Annotated in this window: 20 protein-coding genes; 7 read left to right on the top strand and 13 right to left on the bottom strand. The window is 47.7% G+C overall.

Translation table 11 applies throughout. The features are described 5' to 3' along the window. Positions 1 to 32: 32 nt before the first annotated feature. From B157_RS0123715 to B157_RS0123675, 9 genes are all read right to left on the bottom strand, one after another. Positions 33 to 887: an inositol oxygenase family protein gene (locus tag B157_RS0123715; RefSeq protein ID WP_020605800.1), complete on the bottom strand. Its 855-nt coding sequence runs from the start codon at positions 885 to 887 to the stop codon at positions 33 to 35. 91 nt (positions 888 to 978) lie between these two features. Further along, positions 979 to 2,625, bottom strand: coding sequence for a sodium/sugar symporter (locus tag B157_RS0123710; RefSeq protein WP_020605799.1), 1,647 nt, complete (start codon positions 2,623 to 2,625; stop codon positions 979 to 981). 92 nt (positions 2,626 to 2,717) lie between these two features. Beyond that, positions 2,718 to 4,061, bottom strand: a complete 1,344-nt coding sequence (gene accC, locus B157_RS0123705) for an acetyl-CoA carboxylase biotin carboxylase subunit (RefSeq protein WP_020605798.1) — start codon at positions 4,059 to 4,061, stop codon at positions 2,718 to 2,720. 86 nt (positions 4,062 to 4,147) lie between these two features. Beyond that, complete coding sequence (accB, locus tag B157_RS0123700; RefSeq protein ID WP_026308928.1) at positions 4,148 to 4,627, bottom strand: acetyl-CoA carboxylase biotin carboxyl carrier protein; 480 nt, start codon at positions 4,625 to 4,627, stop codon at positions 4,148 to 4,150. Positions 4,628 to 4,734: 107 nt separating this feature from the next. After that, a complete protein-coding gene (gene efp, locus B157_RS0123695; protein WP_020605796.1) occupies positions 4,735 to 5,298 on the bottom strand; it encodes an elongation factor P in 564 nt (187 codons plus the stop codon). Between the two features lie 78 nt (positions 5,299 to 5,376). Beyond that, positions 5,377 to 6,360: a beta-ketoacyl-ACP synthase III gene (locus B157_RS0123690; RefSeq protein WP_020605795.1), complete on the bottom strand. Its 984-nt coding sequence runs from the start codon at positions 6,358 to 6,360 to the stop codon at positions 5,377 to 5,379. Positions 6,361 to 6,429: 69 nt separating this feature from the next. After that, positions 6,430 to 7,371 carry a phosphate acyltransferase PlsX gene (plsX, locus tag B157_RS0123685; protein ID WP_020605794.1) on the bottom strand — a complete coding sequence of 314 codons (942 nt, stop codon included), beginning with the start codon at positions 7,369 to 7,371 and terminating at the stop codon, positions 6,430 to 6,432. A 146-nt stretch (positions 7,372 to 7,517) separates the two neighbouring features. Then, complete coding sequence (rpmF, locus tag B157_RS0123680; RefSeq protein WP_020605793.1) at positions 7,518 to 7,712, bottom strand: 50S ribosomal protein L32; 195 nt, start codon at positions 7,710 to 7,712, stop codon at positions 7,518 to 7,520. Between the two features lie 118 nt (positions 7,713 to 7,830). Continuing rightward, positions 7,831 to 8,367: a YceD family protein gene (locus B157_RS0123675; protein WP_020605792.1), complete on the bottom strand. Its 537-nt coding sequence runs from the start codon at positions 8,365 to 8,367 to the stop codon at positions 7,831 to 7,833. Positions 8,368 to 8,555: 188 nt separating this feature from the next. Between B157_RS0123675 and B157_RS0123670 the strand changes: the two genes are divergently transcribed. From B157_RS0123670 to B157_RS0123650, 4 genes are all read left to right on the top strand, one after another. After that, positions 8,556 to 8,792: a hypothetical protein gene (locus B157_RS0123670; RefSeq protein WP_020605791.1), complete on the top strand. Its 237-nt coding sequence runs from the start codon at positions 8,556 to 8,558 to the stop codon at positions 8,790 to 8,792. A 180-nt stretch (positions 8,793 to 8,972) separates the two neighbouring features. Beyond that, positions 8,973 to 10,490, top strand: coding sequence for a S41 family peptidase (locus tag B157_RS0123660; RefSeq protein WP_026308926.1), 1,518 nt, complete (start codon positions 8,973 to 8,975; stop codon positions 10,488 to 10,490). A 73-nt stretch (positions 10,491 to 10,563) separates the two neighbouring features. Further along, positions 10,564 to 11,085, top strand: a complete 522-nt coding sequence (locus B157_RS0123655; RefSeq protein ID WP_020605789.1) for a 3'-5' exonuclease — start codon at positions 10,564 to 10,566, stop codon at positions 11,083 to 11,085. A 44-nt stretch (positions 11,086 to 11,129) separates the two neighbouring features. Beyond that, positions 11,130 to 13,274 carry a prolyl oligopeptidase family serine peptidase gene (locus B157_RS0123650; RefSeq protein ID WP_020605788.1) on the top strand — a complete coding sequence of 715 codons (2,145 nt, stop codon included), beginning with the start codon at positions 11,130 to 11,132 and terminating at the stop codon, positions 13,272 to 13,274. A gap of 71 nt (positions 13,275 to 13,345) precedes the next feature. Here B157_RS0123650 and B157_RS0123645 read toward each other — a convergent pair whose 3' ends face one another. Both B157_RS0123645 and msrA read right to left on the bottom strand, forming a co-directional pair. Further along, on the bottom strand, positions 13,346 to 13,870 hold the full coding sequence (locus B157_RS0123645) for a hypothetical protein (RefSeq protein ID WP_020605787.1): 525 nt from the start codon (positions 13,868 to 13,870) through the stop codon (positions 13,346 to 13,348). A gap of 285 nt (positions 13,871 to 14,155) precedes the next feature. Further along, positions 14,156 to 14,722: a peptide-methionine (S)-S-oxide reductase MsrA gene (gene msrA, locus B157_RS0123640; RefSeq protein ID WP_020605786.1), complete on the bottom strand. Its 567-nt coding sequence runs from the start codon at positions 14,720 to 14,722 to the stop codon at positions 14,156 to 14,158. 117 nt (positions 14,723 to 14,839) lie between these two features. On the opposite strand from msrA, the gene B157_RS0123635 reads away from it, so the two are divergent. From B157_RS0123635 to B157_RS0123625, 3 genes are all read left to right on the top strand, one after another. Further along, positions 14,840 to 15,721, top strand: a complete 882-nt coding sequence (locus tag B157_RS0123635) for a PPK2 family polyphosphate kinase (RefSeq protein ID WP_020605785.1) — start codon at positions 14,840 to 14,842, stop codon at positions 15,719 to 15,721. A gap of 169 nt (positions 15,722 to 15,890) precedes the next feature. Continuing rightward, the gene (locus B157_RS0123630; RefSeq protein WP_020605784.1) at positions 15,891 to 18,323 is read left to right on the top strand and encodes a TonB-dependent receptor; all 2,433 of its coding nucleotides are present in this window, start codon (positions 15,891 to 15,893) and stop codon (positions 18,321 to 18,323) included. Between the two features lie 10 nt (positions 18,324 to 18,333). Next, entirely contained in the window at positions 18,334 to 19,236 is a 903-nt protein-coding gene (locus tag B157_RS0123625; RefSeq protein WP_020605783.1) for a DUF4249 domain-containing protein, read from the top strand. Between the two features lies 1 nt (position 19,237). Here the strand turns inward: B157_RS0123625 and B157_RS0123620 are convergent, their stop codons facing one another. Together B157_RS0123620 and B157_RS0123615 are read right to left on the bottom strand one after the other, a co-directional pair. Beyond that, entirely contained in the window at positions 19,238 to 22,789 is a 3,552-nt protein-coding gene (locus B157_RS0123620; RefSeq protein WP_020605782.1) for a CRTAC1 family protein, read from the bottom strand. A 69-nt stretch (positions 22,790 to 22,858) separates the two neighbouring features. After that, on the bottom strand, positions 22,859 to 24,397 hold the full coding sequence (locus B157_RS0123615; RefSeq protein ID WP_020605781.1) for a polysaccharide biosynthesis C-terminal domain-containing protein: 1,539 nt from the start codon (positions 24,395 to 24,397) through the stop codon (positions 22,859 to 22,861). Positions 24,398 to 24,574 lie beyond the last annotated feature (177 nt).

Below are 24,574 nucleotides of genomic sequence, written 5' to 3'. Positions count from 1 at the left end.
AATTTTTATTGTCTGATCAGGCCGCCTGACTTTTAAAGTTTGAGGGTAGCCGGCAAATATTTAGCGATCAACTCCTCGTAGTAAGGCTTCAGTTCACTTACTACGGGGGGCTTTGGGCTTTTTGAGTATAGGTCATACGGATTAAACTTGCGTACCCACTGGAACATCTCGTGGTCATGCTCATCCATCAGGTGATTATAAGCCTCCTCGCGGTGCTGCGAATAAAACGAATGGTAGCGCATCATGTATAGAGCCGGTTCGGGCAAATAATCCTTCATGATCTGGTACAGGTATTCGTCGTGGCCCCACGACATATGCACGTTCCGCAAGCCGCAGTTCGGTTCGTACACACCATATTTGGTATTATACCGCTCATCCTGACTGTCGGGATTGTTGGCGAAGAATTCGGGGTAAACAATCTTGTCTGAATGCTGACAGCCAACCGGGAAGGTATCCCCTACAACGGCCCATTGAGGCTCGCCAAAAAGACACAACACTTTGCCCATATCGTGCAGAAAGCCGGTCAGAACAAACCAATCCGGATGACCGTCGGCGCGGATGGCTTCGGCGGTTTGAAGCAGATGTTGAAGCTGATCCAGGTCTGTATCGGGGTCTGAATCGTCGACAAGGGTGTTTAGGAACTCCATTGCTCCCCAAACCGGCAGTTCTTTTTTATCGAAGGCCAGAAACTCGCGCTCTTTTTCACGCACGAAATCATAGGTTTGGTAGGTATGATTGAGCCGGTAAAATTCCCGGACCGTATCGCGTTCCGGTGTATCGTAATTCCGGTAATCTTCTTTCGACTTATGTTCGGGTTCGGGATAACGACTCAGCAAGTCGTCTTCCCATTGATCCAGACTGGTAAGTGGGGCTGTTTCGCTAATCATGACGGCTGAAAAATTAGAAGACAAATTTAGACTTTTTTTCCTGTTAATCAGTAGAGTACGGGAGTTCGTCGGCGTAAAATCATGCCCGGAATTACCAGAATATAGTATATAACACAGCCAAAATACCAAAAATACTAACCGATCCAATGACAAACGAAGGGGTTACCCGGAACATCTGCTTGTCAACGATGATTTCCTTATTGTTAGCATACCCGGCCGGATCGGTCAGTGAGATAACCACCATCAATAGAATGTCGATGCAGAATACCCAGGTGGTGCGGTGCAGGAAGGGAATCGAATCGGACTGAATACCAAATAAGTTGGTTACCTCGGGCCAGAATTTGAGCAACGTGGAGAGGGGAAGCGTTATAATGGCCACCGTCAGGGCCGCCCGGTTGGTGGCCCGCTTCCAGAAGAACCCCAGCAGAAATATGGCAAAGATACCGGGCGTAACGAAGTTGGTATACTCCTGAATGTACTGGTATACCTGATCGAGTGATCGCAGCATGGGGGCTACGGCAATGGCTACCAGGAAAGAAACCACCACCGCCCAGCGGCCTACGTTAACCAGCTTTTGGTCCGATGCATTTTTGTTTACGTATTTTTTATAAAGGTCGAGCGTGAAAATGGTTGAAATAGAATTGCATTTGCTGGCTAGTGAAGCAACGACAGCCGCTGTCAGAGCCGCAAAAGCAAGCCCTTTCATACCTACTGGCAATAGGTTCATCAGGACTGGATACGCTTGATCGGGTTTTACGACGCCCGAAGCGTCGGTCATCGCTTCGCGGAAAGGTCCGCTTTGATACAGTACGTAGGCAGCAATGCCTGGAATAACCACAATGAGGGGAATCATCAATTTCAGGAAAGCCGCAAACAGGATTCCGGTACGAGCCGTTTTCAGATCGGCTCCCAATGCTCGTTGCACAATGTATTGGTTGCAACCCCAGTAATACAGGTTATTGAGCCACATGCCGCCCGTTACCAGCGCCATGCCTGGTAGCACTTCGTAATTCGGGTTGCCTTTCGGAAAAAACATGTGAAAATGGCTATCAGCTTTCTGACGGAGCGAGAGTAAACCACTCCACACGCTGGCGGTGGCCGAACCGCTGGTTTCCTGTGCTACTAGTTGCAGTGCCAGGTAAGTAACAACCAGCCCGCCAAAGATTAATACAACTACCTGTATCACATCGGTATAGCCAATAACTTTCATGCCTCCGAGTGTAATGAAAATAGCAAATATGGCCAGCCCAATGGTGCAGGCCGTAAACGAAATTCCGACCAGCGACTCGATGGCAATGGCACCAAGGTATAGAATGGAACTTAAGTTAACCAGCACATAAACGACAAGCCAGAATATGGCCAGAATCGTACTAACCGTATCGCTATATCGTTGCGCCAGAAACTGGGGCATAGTATATATATGGTTCCGAAGGTAAATGGGGATAAAAAATGCCGCCACAATAATCAGCGTAGCGGCAGCGAACCACTCGTAAGACGAGATGGCCAGCCCCATGGCAAAACCCGAACCTGCCATGCCGATAAAATGCTCTGCCGAAATATTAGAAGCAATAAGCGAAGCACCAATGGCCCACCAGGTAAGCGACCCTTCGGCCAGAAAAAAGTCGGTAGTGCTCATCTGGGATGAGCGTTTCCGCTGGTAAACCCAGTAACCGTAGCCAACAACAATGATGAAGTAAACAAAGAAAACGAGATAATCGGCAGTAGCGAGGTGATTCATGCAGTGGGTATTAAAAAAATACGAGGTGGCCTGCCAGTAAAGCAGACCACCTCGTATTTTCTAATGAGGTATCACGGACTAAAGCCCTTTTTCTACAACTTGCTAAAATCAAACGTATCCAGAAAGGCGGTTGTGAACTGACCTGATTGGAATTTAGGATCATCCATCAATCGGATATGAAAGGGAATCGTCGTTTTTATACCTTCGATAACGAACTCCTGCAAAGCTCGTTTCATGCGGGTAATCACTTCTTCCCGTGATTGACCCGATACAATCAATTTGGCAATCATCGAGTCATAGTTTGGTGGAATAGTATAGCCGCTGTACACATGGCTGTCAATCCGGACACCATGACCACCGGGGAAGTGAAGGTTCGTGATTTTACCCGGTGATGGCCGAAACCCATTAGCCGGGTCTTCAGCATTAATGCGGCACTCCATGGCAAACAGTTTCGGAGTGTAGTTGCGTCCTGAAATCTCGGTGCCTGCCGCTACCTTAATTTGCTCTTTTATTAAATCAAAGTCGGTTACTTCCTCCGTAATCGGGTGCTCTACCTGAATCCGGGTGTTCATCTCCATGAAGTAAAAATCTCCATGTTTATCCACCAGAAACTCAACGGTTCCGGCTCCTTCGTAGCCAATGGCTTGTGCTCCTTTTATGGCAGCCTCGCCCATTCGTTGCCGAAGTTCATCAGATACGATTGGCGACGGCGTCTCTTCAATTAATTTCTGATGCCGGCGCTGAATGGAGCAATCCCTTTCCGACAAATGGCAGACTTTACCGAATTGATCACCAATAATCTGAATTTCGATATGGCGCGGCTCTTCAACGTATTTCTCCAGGTATAGGCCGTCGTTGCCGAAAGCGGCTCCGGCTTCGGTGCGGGCATCATTCCAGGCCTTTTCAAATTCTCCTTCCGACCGAACAATCCGCATTCCTCGACCACCGCCACCGGCCGTTGCCTTCACAATGACTGGATAACCCATAGCCGCCGACAATTTCTGGCCCTGCTCAAATGACTCCAGCAGTCCTTCTGAGCCGGGAATGACCGGTACACCAGCTGCTTTCATGGTCGCTTTAGCCGTAGCCTTATCGCCCATGCCATTAATTTGTTCGGCGGTTGCCCCAATAAACTTGATACCGTAGTCGGCACATATCTGGGAAAACTCGGCATTCTCCGACAAGAATCCATAGCCAGGATGAATAGCGTCGGCTCCGGTTACTTCGGCTGCTGAAATGATGTTAGGAATACTCAGGTACGATTGGCGGCTTGCGGGAGGACCAATACATACAGCTTCATCGGCAAAGCGTACGTGCAAACTATCTCGGTCGGCCGTCGAGTAAACGGCAACCGTTTTGATGTTCATCTCGCGACAGGTACGGATAATACGTAACGCAATCTCGCCCCGATTGGCGATAAGAATTTTTTTAAACATGGTCTAAAGAGTGAAAGAGTGAAAGAGCGAAAGAGCGAAAAATGTTCTAGACACCCTTTCGCTCTTTCGCTCTTTCACTCTTTCAGTTAAATGGGTTCTACCAAAAACAACGGCTGGTCATACTCGACGGGAGTCGCATTTTCGACAAGTATTTTCACAATACGCCCCGAAATCTCTGATTCGATTTCGTTGAACAATTTCATGGCTTCAATGATGCATACCACTTTACCCTCACTGATACTGTCACCAACTTCTACAAACATGGGCGACTCAGGATTGACTGACCGATAGAATGTACCGATCATGGGGGACTTAATGGTAATGTAGTTCGATGTATCAGCCTTTGGTGGTGAAGCTGCTACCTGTGTCGAAGCCGCAGGTACTGGTGTCGAAGCCTGCATTTGCAAGGCAGGGGTGACTGGTGCCGCCATGGCAACGGGAGCCGATGGGGGATTTTGACCGTACCGCTTAACGCTGATCTTCAGGTCGGTTGTCTCGATGTTAACCTCATCCAAGCCTGATTGGGAGATGAAGTCAATAAGTTGCTGTATATCTTGTGTACTCATAGTGCTTGAACCATAAATGATGAATGATGCATCCTGAAAACACATTAACCATAACCGAAGCGGCTATTTATTCATCATTCATCATTTATAATAGATCATTCAAAGACTTATTTCACTCGTTCTACGTAATCGCGTGTTCGGGTATCAACCTTAATTTTTGCTCCTGACTCGATAAAAAGTGGAACCATAATCTTGGCACCCGACTCTACTTCTACCCGCTTTTTAGGGCTATTGGCTGTATCGCCTTTAATACCCGGCTCTGCATAAGTTACTACCAGTTCAACAAATGGGGGTAATTCGCAGGAAAGGGGCGTGTCACTTTCGGCGTTGATAAGAATTTCAACTTCCTGACCTTCCTTCATCAAATCTGCCCCATCAATGATTTTTTCGTCCAGATTGATCTGATCGAACGTCTCCTGATCCATGAAGTTAAAACCGGCTTCGTCTTTGTAAAGGTATTGGAATTTTCGACGTTCAACACGAACCGGGTAAATTGTAGCACCCGAATTGAAGGTGTTGTCAATGACGCGGCCAGTCGTGAGACTTTTTAACTTTGTTCGTACGAAAGCAGCCCCTTTTCCGGGCTTAACATGTTGGAATTCTGTAATTTGAAAAAGGTCGTTATTGTAATCTAAGACCAGTCCATTTCGAATGTCTGCGGTCGTTGCCATTGTTTAAGATGTATGATGTAAGATGTATAATACATGGTAGAGGAAAATACATCCTATATCATATACCATACATAAAAATTAATAGGCCCACTTTATATAGGCAGCCCCCCATGTAAAGCCACCCCCGAAAGCAGCCATAATCAGATTGTCCCCTTTTTTTAACTGCGACTCATAATCAAATAGACACAAGGGGATAGTGGCCGCTGTGGTGTTGCCGTACTTGTGAATATTGAGCATGACTCTGTCGGACTCGATACCCATCCGGTGAGCGGTAGCATCAATAATGCGTTTGTTGGCCTGATGAGGCACCAACCAAGCTACATCAGAGCCTGATAGATGATTCCGTTCCATTATTTCAGCGGATACATCAGCCATGTTTTTAACTGCGAATTTAAAAACGGACGGCCCATCCTGATAAACGTAATGCCAGCGTTTCTCTACTGTTTCGTGCGAGGGCGGATAGCGGCTGCCGCCCGCTTTCTGCAAGAGGTGATTCTGGCCACTGCCGTCCGATTTAATAATGGAGTCGAGGACACCTACGCCCTCGTCGTTAGGCTCGAGCATCACAGCTCCGGCCCCATCGCCGAATAGAACGCAGGTAGTGCGGTCTGTATAATCGGTAATGGCCGACATTTTATCGGCGCCTACAACGATTACTTTCCTGTACTTTCCTGTTTCAATAAACTGTGTTCCAATGGTAAGGGCATACAGAAAACCGGAACAGGCGGCCTGAATGTCAAAGCTTCCTATATTACGAATACCCACCATATCGCAAATCAGGTTAGCGGTACAGGGAAACACGTAATCGGGGGTCGTTGTGGCACAAATGAGTAAATCAACCTGTTCAGGCTTAATATTCATCTTTTCGAGCAAGCCTGCTACTGCTTTCGACCCCATGTGCGAGGACCCCATACCTTCGCCTTTCAGGATATGCCGTTCTTTAATACCGGTGCGACTTGTAATCCATTCATCATTTGTATCCACCATACGCTCCAACTCTGCATTGGTCAGTATGTAGTCGGGAACGTAGCCGTGAATTCCTGTTATGGCAGCTTTACTCATAAGTTGGGGTACAAAGTTACGCTTAATGAAGTATGGGTCAACAGTCTGTCATTAACCGTAAAGCATAAATTAACTCAATGCCTGGGCAATTTTGACATATGAATCGGACTCCACCTGCCGGATGGCCAGGCCAATCATATTTTTTATAGCCAGCGGGGAGGAAATACCATGAGCAATAATCACATTACCATTCACACCCAGAATCGGACTGCCACCGACCGATTCGTAGTTGGTTTTATCCAGGAAATCATCCTGTATGCCACGCTTGTTAGCTACCTGGTAAAAGGATTCCCCCAGTTTAAACAGAACATTGCCTGTAAATCCATCCGTTACAATAACATCGGCTTTCGCATCGAAAAAGTCTCCGCCTTCTATGTTGCCAACGAAGTTAATGTGCTGATTATCTTTCAGTAGCTGATGAGTTGCCTGCGCGACCAAGGAACCCTTCTGTTCTTCAGAACCGATGTTCATCAGGGCTACCCGGGGCCGGTCAATACCAAATACATACTTCGCATAGATTGACCCTACATGGCCAAATTGCTCAAGTACTTCCGGCTTACAGTCGGCGTTAGCCCCAATATCAAGCATAATGGCATAACCGCCCGTAACCTGAGGAACAAAGCCTGCAATGCAGGGGCGCAGAATGCCTTCGATTGCTTTAATACTAAACAGGGCACCTACATGCATGGCGCCCGTGTTTCCGGCGCTGCAAAAGGCATCAATCTGTCTGTCTTTCAAAAGCTTAAACCCAACTCCGATGCTGGAATTGGGCTTCTGCGAGAGCGCCTTTGTAGGGTGCTCACTCATATCAATTACATCATCGGCGTTGACCAGCTCAATACGGGCAACTGCTTCAGAATTATGGTTTTGAAGCAGGGGTGTTACGGAAGCCTGTCTGCCGATAAGTACAATGGTTACATGTTCCGGCAATTCAGCAGCGGCCAATAGTACTCCTTCTACAATTGCTTCGGGGGCAAAATCGCCACCCATTGCATCCACTGCAATTTTCATCGACTCGGTTTGTTCAATACCTCCCAGGTAAGTTGAATGGTAAAGTAAATATGCGTAAAAATAGGGAGGTGACAGGCAATAAAAAAGTATTTCGCGTTCATCCTGGGAAAGACGTCAACGAAATACTCTTCAAAAATCGATCAGATTTAGGCCGTTTTGGCGTAATTCTCGACAATCATCTGCCCTTTATAAAAAAGATTTCCCTCAAAAATGTGGGCGTGGTGGCGCTGATGCACTTCGCCGGTTTGAGCATCTGTAGACAGTGCTACCGGTGTCGCTTTGTAATGAGTTCTGCGCTTATCGCGCCGGGTGCTGGAGTGGCGTCGTTTTGGATGTGCCATTGTTCAGTTTGTAGTTTAAGCCGGTTCGCCGGCGCGGTTTATAGTTCATTGTAGGAGCCACAGCAGCTACTACAAACGTCAAATCGCACCGGTGCCCGGCACGAACTAATTAATTGTCTTAATTATCACTCAATTTTCTCAAAGCGGCCCAGCGGGGGTCAACACCCGACTGATCCTCTTCGTTTTCTTCTGAATCGGAACGGTAAATTATTTTACCATTCTCTTCGTCGTCGCCTTCTTCTTCGTTCCGAAAACGGGGGTGAAGCCGTTTCATGGGTAAAGACAGACTGATGAACTCAAAAATATAACGGGCTACGTTAATGGTCGTTGTATTCCGCTCGATGAGTTCAATTTCATCACTCAACTCTTCATTGTGGTCGCCAAATTTCAGCAACATGGTTTGCCTGGTATCAACCGGCTCCTCATATTCATCGAGGCTTCTGTCACAGGTTTGCTCAACAAAACCTATAATGTGAAAATCCAGCCGAATCATTGTCTCCGACTTATCCAGAATCAGGTGTGTTTGAACGTTACCTTTTGCAATCAGTTCCTGATCCAGTGACGCGAAGAAGGTACTGTCCGACGCAAAATCGTACTCGTATCGCTTGTTGTCTAATCCAACAATATGAATGTCGTATGCGCGTAACGGAGTCACCTTGTCTATGCTTTCAAAAATTAAGACCGCAAAGGTACAAAATGTTTGTCAATCAGGAAAGTGAAGTAAAAAAGGTTTTTGGCTTTTACGGGTTAGATAGTATTTAAGGGACAGGCTGGTGGGTAGTCCGTTGGTGTCTCTACCTTTTGCCAACAGGATCAGCTAAACCAATTGTATTAAAATGGGTTATGCTTACTCACCTATTGCTGAAAAATATGGCCCAGTACCAACTTGTCGAAAGACACGCGATCGAGCACCACAACGAGTATTATGAGGTACGTACCACCCAAAATGAGAAAGACATTGAAAGCTTGTTTTTTATTACGAACGAAGAAAACTTAGAAGATGTGGCGGCTGCTATTGTAGGGGAGCATCTTCCAGGCGTGAAACACTGGACTGTCATTCCTCATCGTAAAGATCAATAGCTACCGTGTGATAGTACAGAATCAGCTCCTGGTGCGTCAATAGACTGCGCTTCGGGCTTAATACAAAATTTTATCTCATCTTTAAACATTTTAACTTGATTATAGTTACGCCAGATTTTATCTTCACCGTACAAAAAATACTTCATCAGAAAAGATGGAGTGTCACCGTAATCTGTACCGATGAAGACTGGCCGAAGCTTATTTTTGATGAGTCTGCTAACGGGAGTGATCTGCCTTACGGCCTCTGCCCAGGTACTTACCGATGCGCAGACTCGTACTGACCTCACTTACCTGAAGCGAAAACTCGATTTACTGCATCCCGGTATGGGGTATTACACGCCCCAGGCCCGAATGGAACAACTCTACGACTCGTTGTATAACGGATTGACCGGGCCGATGGACTATCTTCCTTTCTTTCGCCACATCAGTCCCCTGGTTGCTGCCATAAAAGACGGTCATACGAACCTCAATCACCGAAAAAATTATATTGGGAAGCAGACGCACTTTCTGCCCTTTTATATCCGGCCGGTAGAGGATCAGTACTTCATCAGTCATAATGTTTCGGCAGATACGAGCCTGGTACGTGGTACCGAATTGCTCACGATTAATGGCCGCACCGTTGGTGATTTACATCGCGCGTTGATGAGTATCGATCATTCTGGTTCTGATGGGGACAACCTGACTGGTCGCCGACAGTGGAGCCTGGTACAGTTCGCTGATTATTACGCGGCTTGGTATGGGTCATCCAGTACGGTTACGATTACTTACCGACTGGCTGGTGATACCCTGGTTCAAAAAACCTGTTTACCCTGTCCAACGCTCAGTACTTTCCGGCAGACGATCCGCAAGCGGTATGGTGTTGAACTGAATCAACCGGCAAACTTATCGGTCAATATGATTGATACACTTACCCGTACGGCTGTGTTGCGGGTCTCGTCTTTCATGGGATTGAAAAAGAAGGACCCCTTTCAGTGGGCATTCAACCGGCAATTGAAACGCGTTTTCAAGCAGATACATCAGCAGAATGTACAAAACCTCATTGTCGATATGCAGGGAAACGGGGGAGGAGTGGTGTTGAACTCTGGTCGGCTACTCCGTTACTGGATGCCTGAGCCGTTCAGACTCATGGAGCAGGAAGCCATGAAAAAGGCTGCCCGTGCCGAACTGGTCAATCGCTGGAATCCGCTGTCAGCTTTGAATTTCAGCCTGCAATACAAAACCGACAAGACAGGGGGCTTTTCCAGCCGTTTATCGCACAAACGCTTTCACCCCCGCCGTAAAGACGCATTTTCGGGAAATCTGTATTTCCTGATGAATGGCGCTTCGTTTTCAGCAACCACCACTGTGTTAGCCAAAACACTGGATGCAGGGCTGGGTACCTTTATTGGCGAAGCCAGCGGCAGCGCGTACTGGGGTGATTTTGCGGGCCATTTCAAAACGGTAACTCTGCCGTACTCCAAACTTCAGGTTCGAATTCCGCTGAAAAAAATGACCCATGCCGTTGTTGCCGACCGGGCTAATGGATTTACCGTTGAGCCGGATTTTGCCATCACCCGTAGTTACGATGACCTGATGACCAATCGGGACTACGTATTGGCGTATGCGCTTCGCCTGATTCGTGAGGGGGTTGTAGTCCGAAAGTCAGTTCATAATCATTCCCTGCCCGTTTCCATGTCTCTGAACGGAATTCAGGAATAAGTCTTACCCCTTACCCGTACCGAACTCATTACCCATCAAAAATTGTTTACGGGGTACTGCTAAATCACCAGTTGTGTATTGTATCGTTGATGTTGAAACAACCGGGCATGTAAAAGGCCCCGGACGACTTACTGAAATCGCTATCTTCCGCCACGATGGAAAACAGGTTGTCGACTCCTTTCATTCGCTGTTGAACCCCGGCTGTCCCATACCTCCCTTCATTCGCCATCTCACGGGTATTTCTGATGAAATGGTGCAGAACGCACCTACTTTTGCCGAGGTAGCTACCAATGTGCTTTCCATTACGGAAGGAGCTGTTTTTGTGGCACACAACGTTAATTTCGACTTTGCTTTCGTCCAAAAAGAATTGAACTTGCTAGGATACGATTTTTTCCGGCGTACCCTTTGTACCGTCCGAACGAGTCGCAAACTAATTCCGGGCCATCCATCCTACAGTTTAGGAAAACTTTGCTATTCGCTGGGTATTCCGCTCAACGGACGGCATCGGGCTCAGGGCGATGCTGCGGCTACCGTCCTGTTGTTTGAGATGTTGCTCCGGCACGATTCGCAGGGTTTAATTCCTGCCGCGCACTAATGCGGTGTAGAAATACAGTTCATCTATAATCATCAACATACACTATGCGTCATTTTTCGTCTCTTCAGTTGCTTCTTATGGTCAGTACTTCGGTGGCTATGGGTCAGAACACCCAGCCTCTTTCCTATCCTAATGCACGTAAAACAGACCAGGTTGATACCTATCATGGTACACAGGTTAAAGACCCATACCGCTGGCTTGAAGATGACCGTTCGGCAGAAACAGCCGATTGGGTTAAGGCCGAGAATAAAGTTACATTCGATTATCTGGCCCAGATTCCTTATCGGAAGCAGATGCAGGACCGGCTGGAACAGGTGTATAACTATCCTAAATACTCGGCACCGAGCCGCCGGGGAGAATGGTATTATTACTCGAAAAACGACGGTCTTCAGAATCAGTCGGTATTATACCGGCAGAGAGGACTTGATGCCACGCCCGAAATCGTCATTGACCCGAATAAATTGTCGACGGATGGCACCACCCGCCTGGGGGCATTCTCCCTCTCGAAAGATGGAAAGTACGCCGTGGTTGGTTTATCGAAAGGTGGTTCCGACTGGCAGGAGTACCAGATAATGGATTTGGCTACCAAAAAGTACCTGCCCGAAACCATTGAATGGGTAAAAGTTTCAGGGGCTGCTTGGCAGGGAGATGGGTTTTATTACAGCCGCTACCCCAAACCCGAAGGAAGCGCACTGGCGGCTAAAAATGAAAACCATCAGGTGTATTTTCATAAATTGAACACACCGCAATCGGCCGACCGGCTGGTATTTAAAGATGCCAGCCACCCGCAGCGTTTCCATACCGTTCGTACCACCGACGATGAGCGGTTTGTGCTACTAACGGTGAGCGACCGGGGGCAAGGCAAAGATGGAAATGCCCTCTTCTATATGGATAAGCAATTGGCACCAGCTGGCAATACATTCAAACCAGTTGTGGCCGAAGTGACAGATTTTAGCTATAATGTAGTGGACAATGACGGTGCACGGCTACTAATTCTGACCAACGAGAAAGCTCCTAACAGCAAGGTAATTGCCTACGACACAAAGAAGGGAGCATTTTCGACACTTATTCCCGAAAAACCCGAACCCATTGCGGAGAATAGTGTTAATGCTGCTGGTGAAAAACTATTTGTTGAGTACTCGAAAGACGTGACCTCAAAAATAGAGGTGTTCAATTACAAGGGGAAAAAAGAAAGTGAAGTCCAGCTGCCAGCACTGGGTTCTGCCGGTGGGTTTGGGGGGGAGAAAGACGATAAATTCGTATTCTACACATTTACCTCGTTCACTTTTCCGCCTACCATTTACCGCTACGACATTGCCACCGGAAAGAGCAGCGTCTTCCGCGCCCCCGAAGTAGATTTTAAGCCGGACGAATACGAAACCAAGCAGGTTTTCTACACCAGCAAAGACGGTACAAAAGTGCCTATGTTCCTGACGTACCGGAAAGGATTGAAACTGGACGGAACAAATCCAACGCTGCTTTATGGATACGGAGGCTTCAACATCAGTTTACCACCGGCATTCAGTCCGTTCAGGATTCCCTTTCTTGAGCAGGGTGGCGTGTATGCCCAGGCTAACCTGCGGGGTGGTAGTGAGTATGGCGAGAAATGGCACGAACAGGGGATGAAACTCAAGAAACAGAACGTATTCGATGATTTCATTGCGGCTGCCGAGTACCTTATTGCCCAGAACTATACGAGTACGGACAAACTGGCGATACAGGGAGGCTCGAACGGCGGACTGCTGGTAGGTGCCGTTATGAATCAGCGACCTGACTTGTTTCGGGTGGCTATTCCGCAGGTGGGTGTCATGGATATGCTGCGGTTTCACAAATTTACCATTGGCTGGAACTGGATTGCCGATTATGGTAGCAGTGATAACCCTGAGGAGTTTAAGGCAATATACGCTTACTCGCCAATACAGAACATCAAGCCCGGTCTGAATTACCCGGCCACGCTTATCACCACCGCCGACCATGATGACCGGGTTGTTCCGGCGCACTCGTTCAAATACGCGGCTACGTTGCAGGAATTGTACAAAGGAGATAACCCCGTCCTGATTCGGATAGATACCAATTCTGGGCATGGAGCGAGTAATACCAAAAAGAATATCGAAACAGCAGCCGATATCTATTCCTTTATTCTCTGGAATATGGGTGTGAAAAGCCTGAGGGAAGTAGCGAGTAAGTAACTTGATATACCCAACAGAAAGGCCAATCCTAACTCAGGATTGGCCTTTCTGTTGGGTACGCTATTGGTTAATTAAAACTTGAAGGTAACGCCCAACAGGAGCGGAGCAATACCAGTACCTAATTCAGCAAAACCACCTACGTTATCGCTAAAGAAATAACGACCCCCCAGGTGGATAGGAACGAAAATGCCACTCCCGAAGGTACTGCCACCGTAAATGTTGTTGCTGTAAGAAACGCTTTCGTAACCAATGCCTAATCCTGCGTAAAGATCAGCTTTGTCAGTACTCAAGTTTAGCAATTGGTTAAAGTGATAAGAACCACGAGCTGCAAAATACAGGTAATTGATTTTATCGTTGTAGCCAAGATAGCCATAGTTGAAGCTACGGTAAGCAATCTGGCCACCCACCGTAAAGTTAGGTGCAACGCCAAAGTCAGCGGATGCACCGAAGGCGATACCACCGGCACTGGAATAACCTCCAACGCCAATTCCGAGGTTGACAAATTTGGTGCCCTTATCGATGGCAAGTTGAGCAAACGATTGGGTACCGGCTAACAAGCCAAGCACCAATAAGATTGAAAAGTTGATTTTTTTCATTTTGTTCTACTGATTTACGTTAGAATTTGAAACAAAGTAAATATGAAACAATTGGCGTAGCAAATGTATATCCTTGTCACTTATTAATCGGTCATATTATCCATTACGGTACGAATATACTAATCTGAAGTAAACGATTGACACAATAAAGAGAATTTATTCGTATTAAGTTTCTCAATATCAGGGGATTACTTTTCTGGCCATTCCTGCTTTGTTTAACCTGAACGCAAAAAAAATCCCCGCGTCGGGGATTTTTTTGTGACAAAGTTTTATGTGATGTTGCTGCTAATGAGCTAGTTCCGGCTTCAGCTTGTCCTTGAATACCTTCTTGAACTTGTCTACTTTAGGAGCAACGACAAAGGCGCAATAGCCTTGATTCGGATTGTTAATGAAGTAGTTTTGGTGGTATGCTTCAGCTGCAAAGAATGTTTCGGCAGGGGTAACTTCCGTTACAATGGGGTTATTATAGGCCCCCGATTTGTCCAGTTCTTTTATCGCCGTTTCGGCGAGTTGCTTCTGTTCGTCGTTATGATAAAAAATAACCGACCGATACTGCGTGCCTACGTCATTTCCCTGACGATTCAGTGTGGTTGGGTCGTGACTCCGGAAAAAGGCTTCGAGTAAATCCTGATACGTTATTTTGGCGGGATCGTACGTAATTTCTACGCATTCGGCGTGGCCGGTATTCCCCGTGCATACTTCTCCATACGTTGGGTTTATCTTGCGGCCGCCTTCGTAACCCGATACAACTGAAATAACCCCATCGAGCGATTGATAAACCGCTTCCGTACACCAGAAACAACCCGTTCCCAGGGTTGCCTTGTCCGTATTGGCTGATTGATTTGTTATCATGCTTGTTGAAACAAAAATGAGTTGCTGCAGGTAATGGCAACCATTGGTTAGGTTTTTGGTTATAAACTCTTACGGAAAGAACATCACTAATCCGCGTAAAGTTTACGTCATCATACTATGAAAGACTTCGATATAAAGCAATTTCGTTACGACGGTTCCAAATCACTTAAGATTAAAAAACAACCTACTAAAGTAGATGACTTCTATGACGATAAAGACGAGTATGAAGATCTGCTGAGCGATCATGCTTCTGGTATTGATAAACTGCAGGAGAAAATGTACGCCCACAACCGTTATGGCCTGCTGGTAATATTCCAGGCTATGGATGCGGCCGGGAAGGATAGCACCATCCAGCACGTATTTACAGGTACGAACCCGGTGGGTATAAAGGGATACTCGTTCAAACGCCCGACCGATCAGGAACTTCGACACGATTGGCTATGGCGGGGCTGGCGCGAACTACCCGAACGGGGTACCATTGGCATCTTCAACCGCTCGTATTATGAGGAAGTAATCGTTACCAAAGTACACCCCGAAATCCTGACCGAAAGCCAGCGGCTTCCCGAAAACGTTACGGACGATTTGGAACAACTCTTTAAAGATCGCTATGAGTCCATTCGGGACATGGAAAAATTTCTGCACCGGAATGGCTTTCCGATAGTGAAATTTTATCTGCACGTATCCAAAGAAGAACAGGCCGACCGGCTGATTGATCGTATTGACGAAGCTGACAAAAACTGGAAATTTGAAGAGGGTGATGTTAAAGAACGTGAATTCTGGGATGACTATCAGAAAGCATACGAAGATGCTATCAACGAAACCGCTACTGAAAACACCCCCTGGTATGTGATTCCGGCTGATGACAAGAAAAACATGCGGCTATTGGTGGGGAAGATTCTGGTAGAAGTGCTGAAAAAACTGCCGATTTCGGAGGAAAAACCGGATGTGGACCGATTCGTAGCCTTACAGAAACTCGTTCCCATTATTAGGGCGCAATAAGGGCCTGCCACCTAGCAACTTCAATTAATTTATTGGTAACCTGTTGCCGTTCAACGCGCTATTTAGTCGGTTTATCTAATTTCTGGTTAGGCTGAACTAACACGGGATTACTTTTGCGTTATCAAAAAAACCTGAGTATTTATCCTCAAAGGATACTATTGATAACGTAATGAAATACTTTATACCTTATTGGCTGGTCTGCCTGTTTGTTGGTGTATTTGCTTCCCTGGAGAGTAAGGCACAACAGACCCAGAACAGCCGTTTTAACAAGGACCAATCAGCAGCCACCTTTTCCGTTAGTGGCTACATCAAAGATGCCGCCAATGGGGAGGGCCTGATCGGGGTTTCGATCTATGTTAAAGAAACGAGCACCGGTGCCGTGACCAATAGCTATGGATTTTATGCCGTTACGCTTCCTGCCGGAAGTTATAACCTGGTTATTAGCTATGTGGGTTACGCTAAACAATCGAGATTTGTTGAGTTAACCGGGGGCGACGTGCGCCTTAACCTGGAGTTGAAACAGGAAGGTGAGCAGCTTCAGGAAGTTGTCGTATCGACCAAGCGGGAGGACGATAATGTCAAAAACATCGAGATGAGTGTCAACCAGATTGATGTGAAAACGCTGAAGCGGATACCGGCCTTGCTGGGTGAGGTAGATGTAATCAGGAGTATTCAGCTTTTGCCCGGCGTTTCGACCGTGGGTGAAGGTGCAACGGGGTTCAACGTTCGGGGTGGCAGCATCGACCAGAATCTGGTACTGCTGGATGAAGCACCAGTCTATAATTCCTCGCACCTGTTTGGTTTCTTTTCAGTCTTTAACCCCGATGCGGTAAAAGATGTCAAACTGATTAAGGGTGGTATTCCTTCCAACTATGGTGGTCGGATTGCTTCCATCCTGGATGTCCGGCTGAAAGAAGGAAATGCTAAGAAACCTGAACTCAATGGGGGTATCGGACTTATTTTTAGTCGACTATCGTACGAGCGGCCACTGTTTAATGGGAAAGGATCGTTTATTGTAGCGGCTCGGCGTTCGTACGCAGACATTCTGGCTCAGCCCTTCCTGAAAAATGACCTGAAAGGCTCAAAATTCTATTTTTACGATTTAACGGCTAAAGCAAACTATCGAATCAACGATAAAAACACCGTATTTATATCCGGTTATCTGGGTCGTGATGTATTCGGGGCTGATTTTGGGTTTAACTGGGGTAGCACAACCGTTTCGACCCGCTGGAACCACGTGTTCAGTAATAGACTGTTTCTGAACACAACAGCCTATTACAGCAACTACGACTACTCGCTCAACACCGACCTGAAACAGAAAAACCCTAATGACTATTTTCGTACCGACTCCCGCATTGTTGATTACAGCCTGAAACCCGATTTTTCGCTCTTCCTGGGTAAAAACACCGTTACCTTCGGTGGTCAGGCGATTTTTCATAATTTCCAGCCTGGCACGGCCACGGCGGCCAGCTCGGGAAGCGTTCGTACGTTCGGTCTGGAAAACAAATACTCGCTTGAAAATGCCCTTTATCTGGGCAATGAACAACAGCTGACGTCTAAATTGCAAGTACAGTACGGGCTGCGCTACTCCCTCTTCAACTACATTGGACCCGGCGAAGCCTATACATTTGCTACCGATGGGCCGGTAGGAAAATCACGGGCGGTGGTATCGACCAGCACGTACAAACGCAACCAGATTATTACGACTTATGGTAACTGGGAACCACGCTTTTCGGCCAAATACGAATTGAACAATACCAGTTCATTCAAAGCCAGTTACAACCGACTGGCGCAGTACGTCCACCTTATTTCCAACACGTCGGCTTCTACGCCCCTGGATATCTGGACCCCATCGACGAATAATATCAAGCCGCAACTGGCTGACCAGATTGCCGGTGGCTACTTCAAAAACTTTGGTCGTTCTACCGGAACAGGCAGCGAATTTGAAGCATCGGTAGAGGTATACTACAAATGGTTACAGAACCAGATTGACTACATCGATGGGGCACGCCTGATTCTGAACAAATACCTGGAAGGTGATTTGTTGCCGGGAAAGGGCCGTGCTTACGGAGCTGAGTTTTATGTGAAACGAAATACCGGCGTTGTGAATGGGTGGATAAGCTATACGCTGGCTAAAACAGAGCGGCAGGTTGCCGGTATCAATAACGGAAACTGGTACCCCACGCGATTTGATAAACGGCACGTGCTGACGTCAGTCCTGTTAATTGACCCCCCCAGGGCTAAACGATGGAATTTTTCGGCTACTTTCACCCTGGCGAGTGGTACCCCGGCAACCTTTCCCACAAACCGGTTTGAATACGACGGAATTGTGGTACCGCAGAACTATGGGAATACGCGCAACAACTACCGTATTCCAGCCTATCACCGGCTCGACTTAGCGGCTACGTTGCAGGGACGCAAACGGGAAGGTAAGCGGAAGGACGACAACTGGGTATTTTCTGTCTATAACGTATATGCCCGAAAAAATGCCTTCTCCGTTTATTTTCAGCCCAATACGGATAGACCACAGGTGACGGAGGCTATCAAGTATTCGGTTTTTGCTACGATTATTCCATCTGTTACCTACAACTTCAAATTCTAGCCGTTCCACCATGAAACGTCCTGTATTTTTACTTTATATTCTGGGAGGATTTATCGGGCTAAACGGCTGCACGACCGTTATTGATGCCAAACTCGATACCGGTCCTGTTCAGCTTTCTGTAGATGCTCTGTTAACCAACCAGCCCGGCTCACAGACGATACGACTTACCAAAACAGCAGGCTACTTCGATAGTAACACGCCACCGGCGGCTACCAGTGCTACCGTCACGGTTACCGATAATACCGGGAAAACGTATCGATTTATAGACTCCACGAACACGGGTTATTATGTGTGGAAACCCACCGGAAAAGATACGCTGGGGCACATTGGCCGAACGTATCAGCTAACTATTCTGTACGGCGGAGATACGTTCCGGTCTACCTCAAAAATAAACCCGGTACCGCCCATCGATTCCCTCATTTTTGTGAAACGGGCACTTAATCCATTGTCTACAACGCAGGGCTATCGGGCCGAGTTTTATGCGGTCGACATACCCAAACAGGTAGACTACTACCGAATTCGGTTTTTTCGTAATGGAACGTTGCAGAACAAACCGAACAACATCATCACGTCGCAGGATGGCGTGTTTGGGGGTAATTCATCGGTTGCAGATGGTCTGACATTCATCGTGCCTATCCGTCGGTCTATCAATCCGGATAGCCTGTATGCGCTGAAGGATATAGTAAAGGTAGAAGTCCATTCCCTAACGGCCGATGCCTTTCTTTTCTGGCAGCAGGTCCGAACGCAGGTGACAAATGGGGGGCTTTTTGCTACCCCACCCGCCAACGTGCCGACTAACATTATCAACACGAACCCCACCGGCCGACCGGCTACAGGTTTCTTTATCACCTCCGCCGTGAGTAGCCGAACGGCCAGCGTATCGGATGCCAATATTCGCGTTAGGGTAGATTAACTCACTTCACAATAGACTCACCCGGCAGCAGCCATACGCCCCGTGCTGACTGACTGTAAAATGATGTCCCGAAAGGAATTTCCTGCCGACGGGTACGCCCGTTTTTCAGTCGGATAGTAACAGCGGTCGTTTTTGGGTCAATGGGAGTGAATGTTTGCGGCTGACGGACGGCAAACACGCGTAATGGCCCCCGGTTTTGCGTGACTGCCATTTTTAATTCACCCTTCACATCGGGCCAGCTAACGAGTGCTTTGGCATTGCCGGGAACGTAGAAACCGCTCTGGCCAATGGTTAAGGGGGTGAAATTGCCTTTACCGTCGCCCTTTAGTACCAGTCCATCAAAGGCATCCATACGTCCGCCCACCATATCGCTACCGTATTCGTTGCCCACCAGAACGGCATCCAGGTTACCGTCACCGTCCACATCCTGCGCCAGCATACCGAATATTGGCGCAGTTTGGGCCATGATTGGTAATGGTTTTACCTCGAACTGCCCATTTCCCTTGTTTTCAATGTAACTGCTGGACAGGTAATTCGCCGAGAGTTTCAGGGCCTGGTTCCGCTCCTCTTCCGTTAAAATCTGGCTCATGGTCGCCTGACCAAATGGGGCATATTCAAGGTAGCGTTTTTTGATACCAATCATCTGCTTCACCATATCATCCCAGCCGAAATAGGGGTACTCTTCGTATTGTCCCTGTGCGTTTTTGAAATAAACCGACGGGAATGCATCATAGAAGCCATTGTTGTCGAAGTCTCCCGCGTAAATCCGAACGGGCCGGTCGGTACTGGCGCGGAGGAGGTTATTTTGCCCAATATTACCCGCCAGATAGTCGATATCCCCATCATTGTCAAAATCGCCGGGGGTGATGGAGTTCCAGAAACCGGCTTTATCCGATAAACCATTGTTTTCTACTGGTTGTAAATGGCCTTTGTCATTCCGTAGCATCGTGAGGGCCCCCCACTCGCTGGCCAGTAGCAAATCAACGTCGCCATCCTTATCGAAATCCGTCCAGAGGGCATCGCAGATCAAGCCACCTTTAGCCAGAACGGGCGCCATCTGCGCTGTAACATCGCTGAAATGTGGCTCCCCTTTTTTGCTATCATTTCGGAGTAGGTAACTCGGCACACCCATTGGGTATTTGTACGGTTCTACCCGGCCCCCAACAAACAAATCCAGGTCACCATCACCATCAAAATCAGCCGCTTTTACGCATGACCCATTCAGGCTAAAGTTCGGCAGCGCATTGGTGGCTAACGTAAAGTTGCCTTTTCCGTCGTTTACGTAAAGGCGGTGGCGCAGGGCTTCGGTCAACTCGCTGATGCCAAACTCAGGGCTGCCACTGGTTGCGTACAAATCCAAGTCACCGTCAAGGTCGGCATCAAATAACAGCAAACCCGCATCTTCCGACAATTTTGTCGGCATCGCTTTTACTATGAACTGTCCTGAGGGTTGCTGCAAAAGAATGTTCGTTGAGAACTTTGAACTGCCTCCAATAACCATATCGGCCAGCCCATCACCGTTGACATCGCCTACGGCCAGAGCAGGACCGTATTCTGTTAATTTGTGCAACAGCGTTTTTTGCAGATTGAAATCAATGATGTCCGTTTCTTCGTGTTTGTACGTAATGCCGAGTTCGGCGGTCACGTCCTGAAATAATGAATTGGAGGCTATACTAACCTGGGTCGCGCCATCAGACCGGGCATTCTTTGCACTAACGGTAATGGTTTGGTCGGCATTAATGGTTGGCAGAATCTGCATCCGGCCGCCGGGCCAGGTTACTTTCAGGTTTTTAATCGTAGTGAATTTGCCGAGGCCAAAATGAGCGATTGGGTCAACACTGGAGAGGAAACCCCGGTATGGCGTATGCTCATAAAACTCCTTACGGCCGTCGGGTAGTTCGTACTCAACGGTTGCGCCAAGCCCCATTGGGTTTGCACCATCCCCTTCAAACTTAATGCGCAGCGAATGAGCCGTTTCCGATTTCAGGTCGGTCAGGTTGTTGCGGTAGATGAAGGCTTCGTCGTTGATGTTGTTAATCACGTAATCCAAATCACCGTCACCGTCAAAATCGGCGTAAGCCGCACCGTTCGAGAAACTTGGCTCGGTCATTCCCCAGCGAGCCGTAGCGTTCTCAAAAGTGGCGTTGCCTTTATTGCGGTAAGCGTAGTTACTCACCTTTACCTGCGGCATTTTAGTAGTCAACTCTTTACGAAGCGCATCCGTCAGGTAGGTATTCACAGAACTATAATAGGTCGTGAAATCCCGGTCGGTAATATCGCGGGGAAATCCATTGGTCACCAGCAGGTCGCGATAGCCATCCTGATCGAAATCCGCCAGTAGTGGTGACCAGCTCCACTCCGTTTCGGCTATCCCGGCCAGCATACTGATTTCGCTGAAAATCGGCATACCAACATGGGACGTATCGATTGGCTGTACGCCCTGGTTCAGTTGCAGGGTGTTTCGGGCATATTGGTGCTCATACCCCAGGCGGTCCCATTCCTGGTAGGCAAAATAGCTGCTTGGCCCCATCAGGCTCTTCTTCCGCAGGTTATCTTCAGGCAGCATGTCCATTGCAATAATATCGGCCAGGCCATCGCCATTGATGTCGCCAACATCATTTCCCATTGCCGACGAACTGGTGTGCCTGAAGGCATCATGGGCATGATTCGTGAACGTGCCATCATGATTATTGATGTAGAGCACATCATTTGTGGCAAAATCATTGGTAATGTAAATATCTTTCCAGCCATCGCGGTTGATGTCGCAGATATTCACACCCAGGCCGAAACCCTCGGCCAGCGTACCGGCCTGTTTCGTTACATCGGTGAAGTAGGCATGGCCGCGTTTTGCATCGAAATCATTGCGGTAGAGCCGGTCGGTATTGGGGGAAGTACCGTCATTTACCCGGGCGCGCAGGTTGGTTGGATTGCGGGGGTCATCAATCTGATCGACCAGCACGAAAAGGTCTAAATCGCCGTCATTATCGTAATCGAAAAAGGCTGACTGGGTGGTATAAGTAGTGTCAGCAACCCCATAGTCGGCAGCCATTTCCCGGAATGTTGGTTGTCCATCGGCCCCGTTTCCCTGATTGATATACAATAGGTTAGACCGCTGAGCCGCTTTTTTGTGGAGGGTTGTCGATACGTAAATATCCTGTTTCCCGTCGGCATTGATATCAACGACGGCTACGCCGGAGCACCAGCGCCCCCCCCCGCCAACACCCGCCGATTGAGTGATGTCGTTAAAATGGAGTTTTCCACTTCCGGTTTCGGTATTGTTGATATACAGCCGATTTGGAACCTGATTGCCCGCAAAAAAGACATCGGGTTTCTGGTCGCCGTTGAAGTCGCCGATGCCAACCCCGCCCCCGTTATAGATATACTGATAGTTAAGAATGTTGAGTGTATCAGTATCGGTAATGGTATTGGCAAAGGTAATGCCCGTATCAGAGGAGTCGAGCCGGTCGAACAGCGTTTTTTCCCGGCAGGAGGTTAGTATAAACAAAAACGCAGCGGGCAACAGCCACGCACTGTTTAGGAAAGACAGTTTCATAGAGGATGAACGTACATTTTACGGAGAATAATCTACAAATTTACCGATAAAAGAATATACAGGCTAGTGTTAAACCCGTCTTTTCTGAAACCTGAGTAATACAGGCTGAAGCGTATCCCGTTCGGTTAGCAAAACCAATACGGTAAACAAACCAAAGAGGGCGATGTGTACGGGTACCGCAATCCATAAGTTTTCAATCGGGAACAACCAGACACCGAGAATGAGCAGGCCCGCTCCCAGAACGTAAAGCGTTGCTGACCGTATGTTATAGGGAACGGGATAGTACCTATTGCCAAAAGCGTAACATAAGGCCAGCATCACGAAACTGGACGTCAGAAAAGCGATAACGCAACCCATGTAGCCCATAACGGGAATCAGAAGAATATTGCCTGTTATAGTGATGGCAGCACCTACAACGGTGAAGATTGTTCCAAATTTCGTTTTATCGGTGAGCTTGAACCATAAGCCAATATTTTGATAAACCCCCAGAAACAGATTGCCTAACAGCAGAAAAGGAACGATAACCAACCCCTGCCGATAAGCGGGAGCCAGCATAGCTACCCCAATAATATCAACATTCAGACTAACCCCTACCCAAATCAGCACGCATACGATAATAAACCACTTGGTTACGCGGGCCAATAGTTCGGGGGAGTTTTTGTCGTCGGCGCGCGAGAAAAAGAACGGATCGGCAGCAAACCGGAACGACTGCGTGGCCAGGGCCATGAATACCGACAGTTTGAAGCAGTTACCATAAATGCCCAGGGCGTCTTCGTTCGTAAGCGCGACTCCGCTGGCACTCGTGTAAAAGCCTTCGGGCAGGTAATGCCTTAAAAACAGGCGGTCGGTCAGAATATTGATAACGTTCGCCAGACCGGTCAGCATAATTGGGTAGGCGTACACGAACAACACCCGGGCCTCGGGCCAGTTGAATCGAAACTGAAATCCCCGAAATGTATTGCGCAGCAACAGGAAATAGCAGGCATTCGCCAGTAAGTTGGCCAGGAAAATATAACCGGGGCCAATAGATGGGTCATACACCAGGTTGACAAACGGTTGTAAGCCGGTCAGGTACTTACCACTACTAACATCGGGACAGATGACCAGGAAAAAAATGTTGAATAGTACAACCAGACCCACATTGAGCATTTTTACTTTCACAAATTGCCGGGCTTTGTTTTGAACCCGGAGTCGGGCAAACGGTATGGCTGTAATGGCATCGATGGCGACAATCAGGGCCGACCATCGAATGAAGGTTGTTTGGCCGGGGTAATTCAGCCAAACCGTTATATCCGGTGCCAGATACAGAAGCAGGGCCGTTGATGGAAGCGTAATGAGCAACACCAGACTCAGTGTTTCACTAAACGTTTTGGTCAATAGCTCAGGCTTACGGGCAGCGAAACGAAAGAAAGCTGTTTCCAGACCAAATGTGTAGATGACTAACAGTAGCGCAATGTAGCTGTAAAACGTAACGTTCGAGGAGAGTTCTTTAGGCTGATTGAACGCATACGTTTGAATGGGTACTAAAATGTAATTCAGCAGTCGCCCCAGAATGGTACTTACCCCATACAGGGCTGTGTCGCCCGCTAATTTTTTAAACGTACTCATTGAATCGTGAAAATGGCTAACCTGAATTGGTTTTGACCGATGAGGTCTTCAGGTTTCAGCCTGAAGTGCAAAGTTAAGACGTTTGGCTATCTTTGCACTTCAGGCTGAAACAGGCGTCGGCTGTTTCGGGTAACTTGTCAACTATTGACTGAAACAGTCGGCGCCTGTTTCGGCATA

The organism is Spirosoma spitsbergense DSM 19989 (genome assembly GCF_000374085.1).
GTDB lineage: Bacteria > Bacteroidota > Bacteroidia > Cytophagales > Spirosomataceae > Spirosoma > Spirosoma spitsbergense.
The sequence above is the reverse complement of the archived record's forward strand: the minus strand, read 5'-3'. Positions and strand labels throughout refer to the sequence as shown.

Coding starts and splice junctions, on each gene's coding strand:
- B157_RS0123715 (WP_020605800.1), bottom strand. CDS start 887: ATGATTAGCGAAACAGCCCCACTTACCAGTCTGGATCAATGGGAAGAC.
- B157_RS0123710 (WP_020605799.1), bottom strand. CDS start 2,625: ATGAATCACCTCGCTACTGCCGATTATCTCGTTTTCTTTGTTTACTTC.
- accC (WP_020605798.1), bottom strand. CDS start 4,061: ATGTTTAAAAAAATTCTTATCGCCAATCGGGGCGAGATTGCGTTACGT.
- accB (WP_026308928.1), bottom strand. CDS start 4,627: ATGAGTACACAAGATATACAGCAACTTATTGACTTCATCTCCCAATCA.
- efp (WP_020605796.1), bottom strand. CDS start 5,298: ATGGCAACGACCGCAGACATTCGAAATGGACTGGTCTTAGATTACAAT.
- B157_RS0123690 (WP_020605795.1), bottom strand. CDS start 6,360: ATGAGTAAAGCTGCCATAACAGGAATTCACGGCTACGTTCCCGACTAC.
- plsX (WP_020605794.1), bottom strand. CDS start 7,371: ATGAAAATTGCAGTGGATGCAATGGGTGGCGATTTTGCCCCCGAAGCA.
- rpmF (WP_020605793.1), bottom strand. CDS start 7,712: ATGGCACATCCAAAACGACGCCACTCCAGCACCCGGCGCGATAAGCGC.
- B157_RS0123670 (WP_020605791.1), top strand. CDS start 8,556: ATGCTTACTCACCTATTGCTGAAAAATATGGCCCAGTACCAACTTGTC.
- B157_RS0123660 (WP_026308926.1), top strand. CDS start 8,973: ATGAAGACTGGCCGAAGCTTATTTTTGATGAGTCTGCTAACGGGAGTG.
- B157_RS0123650 (WP_020605788.1), top strand. CDS start 11,130: ATGCGTCATTTTTCGTCTCTTCAGTTGCTTCTTATGGTCAGTACTTCG.
- B157_RS0123645 (WP_020605787.1), bottom strand. CDS start 13,870: ATGAAAAAAATCAACTTTTCAATCTTATTGGTGCTTGGCTTGTTAGCC.
- msrA (WP_020605786.1), bottom strand. CDS start 14,722: ATGATAACAAATCAATCAGCCAATACGGACAAGGCAACCCTGGGAACG.
- B157_RS0123635 (WP_020605785.1), top strand. CDS start 14,840: ATGAAAGACTTCGATATAAAGCAATTTCGTTACGACGGTTCCAAATCA.
- B157_RS0123630 (WP_020605784.1), top strand. CDS start 15,891: ATGAAATACTTTATACCTTATTGGCTGGTCTGCCTGTTTGTTGGTGTA.
- B157_RS0123625 (WP_020605783.1), top strand. CDS start 18,334: ATGAAACGTCCTGTATTTTTACTTTATATTCTGGGAGGATTTATCGGG.
- B157_RS0123620 (WP_020605782.1), bottom strand. CDS start 22,789: ATGAAACTGTCTTTCCTAAACAGTGCGTGGCTGTTGCCCGCTGCGTTT.
- B157_RS0123615 (WP_020605781.1), bottom strand. CDS start 24,397: ATGAGTACGTTTAAAAAATTAGCGGGCGACACAGCCCTGTATGGGGTA.